Origin of the sequence: Flavobacterium hydrophilum (genome assembly GCF_003202405.1) — a bacterium.
Taxonomy (GTDB): domain Bacteria; phylum Bacteroidota; class Bacteroidia; order Flavobacteriales; family Flavobacteriaceae; genus Flavobacterium; species Flavobacterium hydrophilum.
This window is the reverse complement of record NZ_QJHL01000002.1, coordinates 828,826-842,888: the sequence shown is the minus strand read 5'-3', so window position 1 is coordinate 842,888 and position 14,063 is coordinate 828,826. Positions and strand designations below refer to the sequence as shown.

The following is a 14,063-nucleotide window of genomic DNA, read 5'->3' as shown; positions in this document are numbered from 1 at the left end:
AATTTTGTCATTATCCAACTTAATAAAATGAAAGTAGCAATTTACGGACAGTATTATCAAAACAGTACCGAACCCATTATCAAAGATATTTTTGTGTTTTTCAACAATAATAATGTCGAAATGGTGATTGAAGAAAACTTTCTAAAAATGCTTTATGAGAAAGAATTAATAAAAAAAGAATATAAAACTTTTTCAGCAAAAACGAAACTTGACAACAGCTTTGAAATATTACTTAGTATTGGAGGAGACGGAACTATCTTAAGAGCAGCAAGTCTTGCTCGTAACTCAGGAGTGCCAATTTTAGGAATCAATGCCGGAAGATTAGGCTTTTTAGCTACTGTTCCAAAAGAAAGTATTGATAGTTTTTTGCAGTTCGTAATTGATAAAAACTACAGTATCTCGGAAAGAACCTTGTTAAGTCTTACCTGCGAACCAAAAAGTGAGGCTATAGAAGATGATTTGAATTTTGCAATGAACGAAGTCACAGTTAGCCGAAAAGACACTACTTCGATGATTACCGTTGAGACTTATTTAAACAATGAGTATTTAAATTCATACTGGGCAGACGGACTAATCTTATCAACTCCAACGGGCTCAACAGGATATTCATTAAGCTGTGGCGGACCAATACTAACTCCCGATGTAAAAAGCCTGGTAATTACACCTATCGCCCCTCATAATTTAAACGCAAGACCATTGGTCATACCGGATGATACTGAAATAAAACTTCGTGTTTCCGGAAGAGAAGATCAATATTTAGTATCATTGGATTCAAGAATTGCATCCATTAAAAACGAATCCGTTTTAACTATTAAAAAAACAGATTTTAAAATTAAAATGGTTGAAATTCCAGGAGAAACTTTCTTAAAAACACTAAGAAAAAAAATGCTTTGGGGAGAGGATAAAAGAAATTAAACCCTTTTATAAATCTTAACTATACGATATTAGTACTTTTTCTCGTTTTGCATATATCGAATCTTCATTAAATGTCTCAAAATCATACAGTAAATTTAAAAAAAGACACATTTAGCTAAAGGAACGTTGATTCGTATTGATAATTATTATATTTGCACGCAATTTTGAATTAAATGAAGAAAATTTTTAATTTATTGTTATGTTTTTTCCCCTTTATAACACTCCATGCCCAAATACATGAGATTGGAGTTTTTCTTGGCGGAAGCAATTTTGTTGGAGATGTTGGTAAGACTAACTACATCGCTCCGGAAAATCTTGCCATTGGAATTTTATATAAATGGAACAAAAGCCCACGCCATTCTTACAGATTTTCATATACACAATCAACCGTAACAGGAAATGATTCAAAATCCGAAGAACCTAGTCGATTCAACAGAGGATATAGCTTTAAAAATAGTATAAAAGAACTTTCTGCCGGATTGGAATTTAATTTCTTCGACTTTAATTTACATGATGAAGATTTAAAAATTACACCTTATATCTTTTCAGGTATAAATTATTTTAGATATGATGAATTATATGTAGAAAACGGAATAACTGAAAAAGACAAGACATCCGGTTCATTTGCTATACCTATAATATTAGGATTTAAATCAAACATCAGCAGAAATTTTGTTTTAGCAGCAGAGATTGGAGCACGTTACACTTTCACAGACAACGTAGACGGAAGCAATCCTGAAGATGACTCTTTTGCAAATAATCGATTTGGTAATTTAAATAATAATGACTGGTATGTTTTTACAGGAGTAACATTAACATATACCTTTGGACAAAAACCTTGCTATTGTGCAGAATAAAATGAATTTATTAGAATCTATAGATAAGACAAACTTACCCAGACACATTGCCATTATTATGGACGGAAATGGTCGTTGGGCAAAACAACAAGGCTTTCTTCGCGTTTTTGGACATGAAAACGGCAGTAATTCAGTAAAAGAAATTATCAAAACATGTACTAAACTTGATATTGAATTTCTTACGCTATATACTTTTTCTTCAGAAAACTGGAATCGTCCAAAATTAGAAGTAAAAGCATTAATGAAAATATTGATTAGTTCCTTAAAAAATGAACAAATTATCATGCAGCAAAACAATATCAAACTTACTGCTATTGGTAATCTTGATAAGTTGCCTGAATCTGCTCAAAAACAGCTAAGAGAGACAATCGAACAGACGAAAAACAATACCGGCCTAACACTAACATTAGCCTTAAGTTACGGATCCAGAGAAGAATTGATCAATGTCGTAAAAGTGATTAGCGATAAAGTTAAAAATAATATAATTTCAATAGACACTATTGACGATTCAATTATAAATGAGCATCTTTACACGCAAAATTTACCTGACGTAGATTTATTAATACGAACAAGTGGAGAACACAGAATAAGTAATTTCCTGCTATGGCAAATAGCCTATTCAGAATTATATTTTACTGATGTACTCTGGCCAGACTTTAAAGCACAACATTTATATGAGGCTATCATTAGTTATCAAAAAAGAGAACGTAGATTTGGAAAAACCAGTGAACAAATTAAATAATACTTTAGTGTTGCAAAAAAAATTACAAATAATGCTTACCCTGCTTATTCTGGGTAGTTTTTCTCAAATAAAAGCTCAAGAAAGAATTCCTTTTGATCAGGGAAAAAAATACATTCTTGCAAAAGTTTCTGTTGTTGGTAAAATAAGCTTCAATGAACAAACCGTTGTAACATTTTCTGGTTTGCAAAAAGGACAGGAAATTACTGTTCCAGGTGAGGAAATTAGTGGTGCAATTAAAAAATTAGGAAAGCTTGGGCTTTTTGATGAAATTGCATTTTACGTAAATAAAGTCGAAAATGACAGTATTTATTTAGACTTAAATATAATTGAACTTCCTAAATTAAACGAAGTAAAGTTTGTTGGTATTAAAAAGAGTAAGGTAGAAGGTCTTATAAAAGACAACAATCTAACAAAGAGCAAGATTGTAAACGAAAATCTAATCACTACGACAAAAAATTACATCGAAAACAAATATAAAAAAGAAGGTTTTTACAACACAAAAGTTACTATTACAACTACTCCTGATACTATTGCAGGAAACAACGTAAACATGCTGGTTCGTGTAGATAAAGGTGATAAGGTAAAAATCAGCAGTATAGATTTCATAGGCAACAAACAACTAACAGACAACCAGTTAAGAAGTGCCATGAAAGACACGAAACAAAAAAACATATTACGTGTCCTGAAAGCTTCAAAATTTATTCCTGAAAAATACAAAACCGACTTAGAAAAAGTTATTGCATCTTATAAAGAAAAAGGATATCGTGATGCACGTATTATATATGACTCTGTCACCTATAATAAAGAAAAAAACATGCTGGCCATTAAAATTAATCTTGAAGAAGGAAACAAATACTACTTCGGAAATATTAAATTTTTAGGAAATACCGTTTACTCTGATCAACAGCTTAATCGTTATTTAGGAATTAAAAAGGGAGAAACCTACAATGGGGTTTTATTGGAAAAAAGAATCGCAGATAAAACCAAACCAGATGGTGAGGATATTACTAATTTATACCAAAATAACGGATATTTATTTTCAAATATAAATGCTGTAGAGGTCAAAACGGCAAATGATACTATTGATTTTGAAATTAGAATTACCGAAGGTCCTATTGCTTATTTCAACAAAATATCTGTAGTAGGAAATGATAAAACGAATGACCACGTTATCTACCGTGAACTAAGAACTAAACCTGGTGAAAAATATAGTAAAGAATTATTGGTGAGAACCATTCGTGAAATTGGACAACTAGGCTTTTTTGACCCTGAAGCAATTGATCCTAAATTTAAAAATGTAGATGCCGCAGCCGGAACTGTAGATATTGAATACAATCTAGTTGAAAAAGGCTCCAGCCAGGTAGAATTACAAGGAGGATACGGCGGTGGCGGTTTCATAGGAACTTTAGGATTGTCTTTCAACAACTTTTCAGCAAGGAACATGTTTAAAAAGGAAGCCTATAAACCATTACCTATGGGAGATGGTCAAAAAGTATCCCTGCGTTTACAAGGAAGCACTTATTTTCAAACTTACAGCGTATCGTTCTCAGAGCCTTGGTTTGGAGGAAAAAGACCGGTACAATTTAGTTCGTCAATTTCGTACAGTAAACAATTTAATTACAGTTATGGTCGTAATGTAGATAAGAGCCAAAGCTTTAACATCCTGACTTTACAAGTTGGACTTGCTAAAAGATTAACTGTTCCTGATGATTATTTCGTATTATCTCAGTCTGTAAGTTACCAGCATTATGATTTGAATAATTATTTTACCGGATTATTTACATTTGGTAACGGAACATCAAGAAACCTTGCCTACACTATTGGATTAACAAGAAGTAATAAAGGGGTTAATCCAATCTTCCCAAATTATGGTTCAGAATTTAGTGTTTCTGCAAAAGTGACGCCTCCTTATTCTTTATTTAATGGTATTGATTATTCTACTTTAGGGGAAAAAGAAGAAAACAAAGCAAAATCAACAACAACTTATAATGGAACTGATGGTGTAATTGTGAATCCTGGGGATTATATTGACACAAGTGGAAACAAAGTAAGCACCTACCAGGAAGCAAAAACTGATGATGCAAAAGTAGATCAGCAAAAATACAACTGGCTTGAATATTATAAAATTAAATTTAAAGCAGACTGGTATAATAAAGTATATGGTAAATTAGTTTTAAGAACATTAACTGAATTTGGTTTCATGGGGGCTTATAATCAGGATAGAGGTATTGTTCCTTTTGAACGTTTTTATTTAGGTGGTGACGGTATGGCTAACTACTCAATGGATGGTAGAGAAACAGTGGGATTAAGAGGATATGAAAATAACTCTTTGACTCCAATCATAGAAGATAAAGACGATCTAAGATACGGACAACAAGTTGGAGCTACGATTTACAATAAATTCTCTATGGAATTACGTTATCCAATTACGCTTAAACCATCAGCATCTATTTATGCCTTAACCTTTTTAGAGGCAGGTGCTGCATATGATGGATTTAAAAACTACAATCCTTTTGACCTATATCGTTCAGCTGGTTTTGGCTTACGTGTATTCATGCCTGCATTTGGATTATTGGGTATAGATTTTGGTTATGGATTTGATGCACAGCCAGGTGAAACCAAAGCACATGGTCAGGAAATACACTTTATTATTGGACAACAGTTTTAAAAATATGATATTTGGTTAAAATTAGAAATAAATCAATGGTATGAGAAAACAATTTTTATTTATATTTTTAGCCCTGATTGTAGCAAATACAAGTGAGGCACAGACAAGATCTACCAGAATTGGCTACATTGACATGGAATATATTTTAGAAAATGTTTCTGATTACAAAGAAGCCAAATCTCAATTAGACTTAAAAGCTACTAAATGGAAGCAGGAAATTGAAACCAAAAAATTAGAAATAAATAAATTAAAAGAAAATCTAAAAACTGAAAAGGCTTTACTAACAAAAGAGCTTATCGAGGAAAGGGAAACAGAAATTAAATTTCTGGAAAATGAAATGCTGGAATATCAGCAAAAACAATTTGGAGTTGACGGGAATTTAATGCATCAAAAAGCAACTCTCGCAAAACCTATACAAGATCAGGTTTTTACCGCTGTTCAGGATATAGCAGAAGCAAAAAATTATGATTTTATTTTTGATAAATCATCTGATTTAACCATGCTTTTTTCAGCAAAGAGATTTGATATAAGTGATCAGGTCATTCGCATTCTAAATAGAACAGACAAGAGAGAACAGCTCACGAAAAAACAATTAAAAGAACAAGAGGCCAAAGAAAATCGCGAAAATGAAATCGATGAAAATCCGGCAATGGCAGACAGACAAAAAGCCCTGGATGCAAGAAAAGCTGCAAGAGAAAAACTAGTTGCCGACAGAAAATTAGAACAAGAAGCTAAAAGAAAAGAATACGAAGATAAAAGAAATGCCATAGCTGCTGAAAAAGCTGCCAAAAAAAATGGCACGGTTTCTGAAACTGCAAAAACAACAGAGGGTACAACGGCTGTGCCTGCTACAACTCCAACAACGACAGAAACTAAAACAACAGCTGAACCTATAGTTAATAAGGCCGAAGAACGGCAGAAACTTTATGATCAGCGTAAAAAAGAATTAGAAGAAAAAAGGAAGAAAATCTTAGAAGAAAGAGAAGCGGCTAAAAAAGCTAAAGAAGCCGAAACACAAAAATCAAATACGACCAATAATTAATTAATATTTTTAAAATGATGAAACAAATCAAAACTTTAGTAATTGCTGCAGTGCTTATTTTAACTGCAAACAATACAATGAATGCGCAGGCTAAAACAGCTCATGTTGATGTTAGCGAGATTATGTCGAAGATGCCTGCTATGCTTGATGCTCAAACTCAATTACAAAAATTAAGCGGAACATACGATGCTGAATACAAAAAAATGATTGAAGAATATCAAACAAAAATCAAAAAGTATGATGCTGAATCTGCAACAGCAACTGAAGCAGTAAATACTGAGCGTGCTAAAGAAGTTCAGGATATGCAAAAAAGAATTGGGGATTACAGAGACAATGCTCAAAAAGAATTACAGCAAAAAGAAACTGATTTAGTAAAACCATTAATGGAAAAAGTAAGAGCTTCTATCCAAAAAATTGGAAAAGCAAAAGGTTTCCAATACGTGTTAGACGGTTCAACTCTTTTATTAGCTGATGGTCCAAACATTACTGCTGATGTTAAAAAAGATTTAGGATTCTAAGAAACAAATTTCTTATACAAAAAATGGCTCAACTTAAGTTGAGCCATTTTTGTTTTATAATTTTATTATCTTAATTAAAATCTCATCGGTATGATTACAAACACCACCAAAGGCTGGTTCGTTATGAGGAGGACATTTAACTACTCTTTCATAATTATCTTCTCCAATCAATCACAATCATATAGGTAAATTAAAAAACAAAAGCCAATTTGATTTCATGATAAATATATCGAAATATTACAAGATTGGTTTAAAATAGACACTACATCCGAATAAATTTCTAATTTATTTAACTCAAAAATTCAATAAAAAGTACGAATTTAGATTTTGAAAAAAATGTAAATTTGTTTTATGACAAACAACAATCCTATAGGCGTTTTTGATTCGGGAATTGGAGGAACTTCAATATGGAACGCCATTCACGAATTGCTTCCAAACGAAAAAACCATTTATTTAGCGGATAGTAAAAATGCTCCGTATGGTCAAAAATCTAAGGAAGAAATTGTTGCTTTAAGCAAAAAAAACGTAGATTTTTTAATAGAGAATAATTGTAAATTAATTGTTGTTGCGTGTAATACAGCTACTACAAATGCTATTCAGGAACTTCGAGCTAATTATGACATTCCATTTATCGGGATTGAACCGGCTATTAAACCAGCCGCTCATAATTCGAAAACACAGGTAATAGGTATTTTAGCCACGAAAGGAACCCTAAATAGTGAACTGTTTAACAAAACTGCTGAAATGTTTCATGATACAAAAATCATAGAGCAAGTGGGCTATGGATTAGTTCAGCTTATTGAAGATGGAAATCTGAATTCTCCGGAAATGACACAATTATTAGAATCGTACTTACAACCTATGATCGATGCCAATATTGATTATCTGGTTTTAGGATGCAGTCATTATCCCTATTTAATTCCGCAGATTCAAAAAATATTACCTGAACATATTCAAATAATTGATTCGGGAGAAGCAGTAGCCAGACAAACCAAAAACATTTTACGTGAAAAAGTAGGTTTTTCTGATGCTGAAAAAAGCGAACCTGTCTTTTATGTCAATTCAAACCCTTTTGTTTTAAAATCAATTTTAAATAATAAATACGACGTTATTCAAAAGGAATTTTAACCATCATTCTATTTTTCGCTTGACGAACCAAATTCCGTCCAATGATAAATTAAGAGATAATTTATGGTAATTTTCTTTTATTAATCCTTCTCCAATTTTGCCTTTTTGTCCATAAGAATATGAAACATTAAGAACCGAAAAAGTATTATCAACCGGCAAGGAAACTCCAATAGAAACTGCGGCATTATTGACCCTCTTTCCATCTACTTCGAGATAACCGGTATCAAAATTTAATCCTGCACCATATTGAACACCATCCCAATAACTTCTGATATTTTTATTTTTTCTAAAACTAAACCCCATAGCAAATCGATCCTGATTAACAAAATCGCCATATAATTCTGATTGATTCGTGTCGTTCCAAAAACTTTTTTCATAATCCAGGGTCATGGTCAAATTGTTTTTGAATCGTTTACTAATACCAAAACCTATTTCTAAAGGCATGTAATAATCATCCGTATCAGAAGCCACATCTGACTCTATAATACTCTCATTTGAATTATTAATATTCTCTACTGACTGAACCTTAGAAGCCTTCACCTGAGTAGGCAATTTAATCGTTGATGCAACGGTAAAGGTCGAATCAATTTTATACTGAGTTCCCAAAGTTGCCCGTAAACCACTATAAGTTGTTTTTTTATTAATAGTGGTAAGTGAATTTGAAATTATATAACTTCTTTCATCAGTAGTATTTCCAAACAATACGGTTCCCGTAGCTCCAAGTGATAGTTTTTTGCTAACACGATACCCGTATGAAAAATCAAAATTATTTAATCCTCCCGATCCCTCTGCATTTAAAGTATAATATTCTGAAGTATTCGAAATAGGCAATTTTAAATCTGAAATTTTAAACGAAGCACTTGAATATGGTCGTAAAGCTATACTAAATGCCGAATTTTTAGTCACCGGAAATGCAAACGCAATATGTGAAAACTGAAAATTATTGCGTTTTTCAGTTTTAGAACTGCTCTGAAAAGTTGTTCCAATCGCCTTACCACCTACTTCAAACATAAAATGATTCAATGGTACATAACCTAATGAAGCCGGATTCAGATTATTGATAAAAGTATCTGAAGGAAGGGCGATTCCGGAAGAACCAATAGAAGGAATTGAACCATAATCAGCATCATATAAACTCCCTAAACCATACAATGAATAAGGAGAGCTGGAAATACTTTGCGAAAAAGAGGTTACATACATTAAAATGAAGCAACTTAAAAAGGCGATTTTATTTTTCATTTAATAAGAGAGGTAATAAATTTTCAATTGAATTTTATTATTCAGATGTTTCTGATCACCCAAAACAAGCCTGTTAACTGCCTTGTAAATATTTGGCAAAACAAAAACCAGCGAAGACCTGGAATCTGATTGTTTTAGCATTTCCTTTTGCAGAAAGCCACCAACTGACAATGAATACCCAACATTTTCATTGAATTCATCGCTTTGTTTGTTTAACAGAGCATATAAGGGAGTACCCGATGTTGTATTCAAGGTACCGCTAATCCTGTTCAGTTTATCAGCAACATACACACGTAACGAATCAGACAAAGGAAATTTCTCAGAATATGTGTTATTAACCGGTTTTAAAATCAATTGAGCATCAACAATAGCACCTTTATCCGATATATATTTAAGCTGTTTTATGTTTGGAAAATCAATTCGGCACGCTACTCCCGTTCCCGATTGTATATAACTCTGATTATTTGTCAATAAACTGGATAATTTACTATTAGAAGCAGGTAAATTTTGAATCAACGTACCTGTCTTGTCCAATGATATAGCATTAAATTGCTTAGTCGCATCTACAATAGTAAAGTCTTTCACATAGGAATCGATATCATCTCCGAGGTATTTTGAATAATAAAGCCGCACCTTACTTGTTAATCCAAAACCAATAATACTTGAAGAATTTTCAGTTGACGGAACAAGTACCAATCCTTTTAAATATTCTGTGAAATTATCGAAATCTGTAATATCCCTTTGCTTAAATCTTTGAAAAAGTGCCTGCCCAAAAGCAGCATCCATTTTAATATTGATAGAATCTTTTTCTACAGGTCTCGGTTTATATGAAATAGTCCCCAAACTCTCAGAACTGTAACTCAAAGCCGAATTATTATAAAAGAAATCATCATCTGTATTTGGTTTTACCTTCTGAAGTAATCGATGAATATTAAATGTCTGTAATTTAGTAGTATCCCCATAATAATAATTATCATATTTTAAAATCATGGAAATAGAATCGAAAACATAGTTTGCCGATTCTGTATCTGTAGTACTGATTAATGAATACGAATCTGATGCCAATTGAAAATAACTGTTTGATTTTACCTTGCCCAAAAGAGGATCATCATAGTTTCCAACCAGGATCTTACTTTGATTAGATGTTATAAGAGAGTCGAAATTTATGGTAGACATTTCTACTGTAACAGTATCAATTAAAATCACCTTATTGTTTACTGATAAATAATCAGATCCAACTACAAACTCTCCGGCATCTGTATCTGTACCACATGAAAACATTGCAAGGGTAAAAAACAACATCAATATATATTTATACATAATCCAATTTTTTGGACAAATATAAAAGGCACATTTCTGGAGAACACTATAACATATACAATTCAGCATTTTTAACCTATAGACAGCATAAATTCATCTACAATCGATAATGGAAGATCAATATTCCATTAAACCTGTAAAATCGCCATTTAGTCTATCAGAAACCTCCATACATATATCTTCTTTTTTTTAAAAAGGTCTGCCCCCTACTTTTGAATCAATTAAATAAATAATGAAAATAAAGGTTTTAGTTTGGTTGGTGTTTTTAGTTTTCACTTTTGCGATGAGAGCCCAGGAAAAGCTTTCTGTAGATTTTAATTTAAAGACTGGACCAACAAAGGAAATTAGCTTCAATGAAGCTAGCACATACATATCTGTTACAAAAAAAATAAACAATAAAAATGAAATTACAAACACAACAACATACACAAATCTTAAAATAAAGTATGAAGCAGGAGCTTATGAAAATTTTGAAAATCAGAATCAGTTTAATCTAATTCAAAACAAATTTGAAGTTTCACATAAAATTTCTGATGCTGTCAAATTAAGTTTAGCACTTACACCGACAGTCAATTTTCAACAAAATTTAGATATCTCGGACATGAGCATTTTAGGACGTTTTCAGTTCTCTCATAAATTAACTTCTGGAACAGATTTAAACATTGGATTCGAAAGATCAACAGTATTTGGTTTACCTAAATTCATTCCTATAGTATCATTTTCCTGTAAAACAAATCAGATGAATATTTTAATAGGTTTTCCAGACTCAAAAATATCTTATTCAAATAATGAGCGAAACAAATTTAGTCTGGGCAATAGTTTCAACGGTAGTTTTTACAACTTGGATCAATCAACTGATTTATATAGCAACGCAGCAAAAATTAGGATATCGCAAATGACAACTGCATTTGAATATGAAAGAAACATGGATAAAAACTGGTTTATAAACTTTAAAGCAGGTTATGATTTTGACAAAAAATACAATCTCCTGGACGATAACAACCACAAACTATACGATTTTAATACCGGTAACGGGTATATTTTAAGCATTGGGATCAAATACAAACAATAAATAAATTTAATACACTATGAATAATTTAAAAAAAGGAATATTATTCGCGGCTCTGTTTTCCGGTCTGTTTTTTACAGGCTGTAGCAACGACGATGAAGAGGATGAATTAATAGGGAACTGGATTAAAAAATCTGCATTTGACGGGCCAGCCAGATCAAGTGCCGCCAGCTTTGTTATTGGAGATTATGCTTATATTACAACAGGTTATACTGGAGACGAATATTTAAAAGATTTATGGGCTTACAATTCCAATGGAGATTACTGGGAACAAAAAGCGGATTTCACAGGAATAGGGAGAAGTTCTGCATCAAGTTTTGAACTTAATGGCAAAGGATACATTGGTCTTGGATATGATGGAACTAACAAACTTAAAGATTTCTATCAATATGATCCTGTGAGCAATAGCTGGGAAGTGAAGGCCGACTTTGGAGGCACAGGACGTTACGGAGCAGTTGGCTTTCAGGTGGGCGGAAAAGCCTATTTTGGAACAGGTTATGATGGAAACTATCTGAAAGATTTTTATCAATATAACGATACAGACAACACATGGACACTTGTTAGCGGATTTAGCGGAAACAAAAGACGTCATGCCACTGTTTTTGTTATCAATGACAAAGCCTATTTAGGAACTGGTGTCAACAACGGAACCAATCAGGTAGATTTTTGGGAATTTGATCCGTCAACAGATGTATGGACCAGAAAACGTGATATTGATCAGGACGATGATGATGATTACAGTTGGAACAATGACTATGCAATAACCCGTACAAATGCATCCAGTTTCAGCTTAAACGGATTGGGTTATGTTGTAGGTGGTGAAGGCCTTAAAACGGTATGGGAATATAATCCTTCAACAGATATCTGGGTTGAGAGAACAGCTCTTGAAGGAGCTGCAAGAACTGATGCTGTAGGCTTTGCAATTAATAACAGAGGGTTTTTAATGCTGGGCAGAATAGGTTCTGCTTATTTTGATGATTCCTGGGAATTTAAACCTCTTGAAGAACAAAATGACGATGACAATTAATACCCCAAATCCCAAATTCTTCCAGAAATTATTCTGGAAGAATTTATTTTTTATTTCATTTTTCCTGTGGTTATCATCTTGTTCAAAAAAAGAAATTCTTCAAACCGAATCTATAAAAACAACATCCGGCTGGGGCTATACAATTTCATATAAAGATAAAATTTTAATCAAACAGACTATGATTCCTGCAATTAGTAAAACTAAAAGTTTTAGTTCTGAAGATGATGCATTAAAAGTCGCTGGTTTAGTAGTCGAAAAACTCAATCAAAACATATCTCCATCGGTAACCAAAAATGATTTAATTTTATTAAAAATAAAAATGTAAATGAATATCGGTGCTCTAAAAAATACAAATTCAAATAAAGTCTTATTCCATGTTACTATATGGACTTTCTTTATATTGACATCATTGATTCAATTTTACGAAAGCCCTTTTAAAATCAACAATGATTTTTATGTACAATGGGGAACTGGGATCATTTTGTTTTATCTGAACTATTTTTATCTGGTACCTGCTTTACTTTTAGAAAAAAAATACTGGCTTTATTTCATTTTTGTTCTGACACTGATTTTCCTTTTTATGATAATCAGGATTAATTATTTTATTCCTGAATTTAATCATTTACGGACACATAATATGATGTCGCCTAAGATGTTGCCGCCTAATGCTGATTTTATTAAAGATGGCCGAAACATAAAAGTAATAAGAGCAAGACAACCACTTTTTTTTAAAATAGGCCCTTCATTTTTCTATCTTTTAATCACTGCCATTAGTGCTATTATCAGAACCTTAACGGAATTTTATCAAAATCAGCAAAATAAATTAATTGCCGAAACACACAGAACAAATACAGAGCTGAATTATTTACGAAAACAGACTAATCCACATTTTCTGTTTAATTCCCTTAACAGTATCTATTCACTGGCTCACAAAAAATCTGATTTGGTCCCTGATGCCATCGTGACATTATCTGAACTAATGCGGTATATGCTTTATGAAACAGATAATAAAACGGTGGCTTTAGAAAAAGAAATCAATTATATCCAAAATTATATTGAATTACAAAAATTAAGGCTCAACAATATTGAAGACATAGTTATAAATGTTCACGGCGATACTAAAAATAAATTTATCGAGCCTTTATTATTAATTTCATTTATTGAAAATGCTTTTAAATACGGAACAGATTATAAAGGAGCTACTCATGTGAAAATTAAGATTATTATTCTTGATAATAATCTCGATTTTTGGATAGAAAATACAATCGAAAACTATGTAAAAGATCCTGAAAATTCGGGTATCGGATTGGCAAACATTCAAAACAGACTTGATTTATTATACCCAAATGCACATGAATTGACAATAAAACAGGACGGTCAGTATTATCGTGTACATCTAAATTTGAAATTAGATAAAATTCAGACTGATATTCATTAAAATCAGTATCAAACCAATAGACTTACTCAATATTTTAACTAAATTTTAAAATGTAAGTCTTTCGTTTAAAGCTACTTTTGACCTACTATTTATTAAAATT

At 32.1% G+C, this 14,063-nt stretch carries 13 protein-coding genes; 11 read left to right on the top strand and 2 right to left on the bottom strand.

The window, feature by feature from the left end:
- Positions 1–27 precede the first annotated feature (27 nt).
- The 7 genes from DMB68_RS12775 (at position 28) to murI (ending at position 7,870) form a co-directional block, all read left to right on the top strand.
- Positions 28–915: an NAD kinase gene (locus DMB68_RS12775; protein WP_110347037.1), complete on the top strand. Its 888-nt coding sequence runs from the start codon at positions 28–30 to the stop codon at positions 913–915.
- Between the two features lie 173 nt (positions 916–1,088).
- On the top strand, positions 1,089–1,772 hold the full coding sequence (gene porG, locus DMB68_RS12770; RefSeq protein WP_110347036.1) for a type IX secretion system protein PorG: 684 nt from the start codon (positions 1,089–1,091) through the stop codon (positions 1,770–1,772).
- 1 nt (position 1,773) lies between these two features.
- The gene (locus DMB68_RS12765) at positions 1,774–2,514 is read left to right on the top strand and encodes an isoprenyl transferase (protein ID WP_110347035.1); all 741 of its coding nucleotides are present in this window, start codon (positions 1,774–1,776) and stop codon (positions 2,512–2,514) included.
- A complete protein-coding gene (bamA, locus tag DMB68_RS12760) occupies positions 2,447–5,182 on the top strand; it encodes an outer membrane protein assembly factor BamA (RefSeq protein ID WP_110347034.1) in 2,736 nt (911 codons plus the stop codon). Before DMB68_RS12765 ends, bamA begins: the two co-directional genes overlap by 68 nt.
- A 40-nt stretch (positions 5,183–5,222) precedes the next feature.
- Entirely contained in the window at positions 5,223–6,224 is a 1,002-nt protein-coding gene (locus DMB68_RS12755; protein WP_110347033.1) for an OmpH family outer membrane protein, read from the top strand.
- A gap of 14 nt (positions 6,225–6,238) precedes the next feature.
- Positions 6,239–6,742 (top strand): OmpH family outer membrane protein, encoded by a 504-nt coding sequence (locus DMB68_RS12750; protein ID WP_196783703.1) that lies wholly within the window; start codon positions 6,239–6,241, stop codon positions 6,740–6,742.
- 351 nt (positions 6,743–7,093) lie between these two features.
- Positions 7,094–7,870 (top strand): glutamate racemase, encoded by a 777-nt coding sequence (murI, locus tag DMB68_RS12745; RefSeq protein ID WP_110347031.1) that lies wholly within the window; start codon positions 7,094–7,096, stop codon positions 7,868–7,870.
- 3 nt (positions 7,871–7,873) lie between these two features.
- Here murI and DMB68_RS12740 read toward each other — a convergent pair whose 3' ends face one another.
- Together DMB68_RS12740 and DMB68_RS12735 are read right to left on the bottom strand one after the other, a co-directional pair.
- Positions 7,874–9,109 carry a PorV/PorQ family protein gene (locus DMB68_RS12740; RefSeq protein WP_110347030.1) on the bottom strand — a complete coding sequence of 412 codons (1,236 nt, stop codon included), beginning with the start codon at positions 9,107–9,109 and terminating at the stop codon, positions 7,874–7,876.
- The gene (locus DMB68_RS12735) at positions 9,110–10,429 is read right to left on the bottom strand and encodes a DUF4270 family protein (protein ID WP_231131649.1); all 1,320 of its coding nucleotides are present in this window, start codon (positions 10,427–10,429) and stop codon (positions 9,110–9,112) included. It abuts the gene before it with no gap.
- Positions 10,430–10,661: 232 nt separating this feature from the next.
- Between DMB68_RS12735 and DMB68_RS12730 the strand changes: the two genes are divergently transcribed.
- The 4 genes from DMB68_RS12730 to DMB68_RS12715 are packed head-to-tail and all read left to right on the top strand — an operon-like array spanning position 10,662 to position 13,963.
- On the top strand, positions 10,662–11,501 hold the full coding sequence (locus DMB68_RS12730) for a hypothetical protein (RefSeq protein WP_110347028.1): 840 nt from the start codon (positions 10,662–10,664) through the stop codon (positions 11,499–11,501).
- Between the two features lie 16 nt (positions 11,502–11,517).
- The gene (locus DMB68_RS12725; RefSeq protein WP_110347027.1) at positions 11,518–12,525 is read left to right on the top strand and encodes a Kelch repeat-containing protein; all 1,008 of its coding nucleotides are present in this window, start codon (positions 11,518–11,520) and stop codon (positions 12,523–12,525) included.
- Positions 12,515–12,850 carry a DUF4907 domain-containing protein gene (locus DMB68_RS12720; protein ID WP_110347026.1) on the top strand — a complete coding sequence of 112 codons (336 nt, stop codon included), beginning with the start codon at positions 12,515–12,517 and terminating at the stop codon, positions 12,848–12,850. Before DMB68_RS12725 ends, DMB68_RS12720 begins: the two co-directional genes overlap by 11 nt.
- A complete protein-coding gene (locus DMB68_RS12715) occupies positions 12,851–13,963 on the top strand; it encodes a sensor histidine kinase (protein WP_110347025.1) in 1,113 nt (370 codons plus the stop codon).
- Positions 13,964–14,063 lie beyond the last annotated feature (100 nt).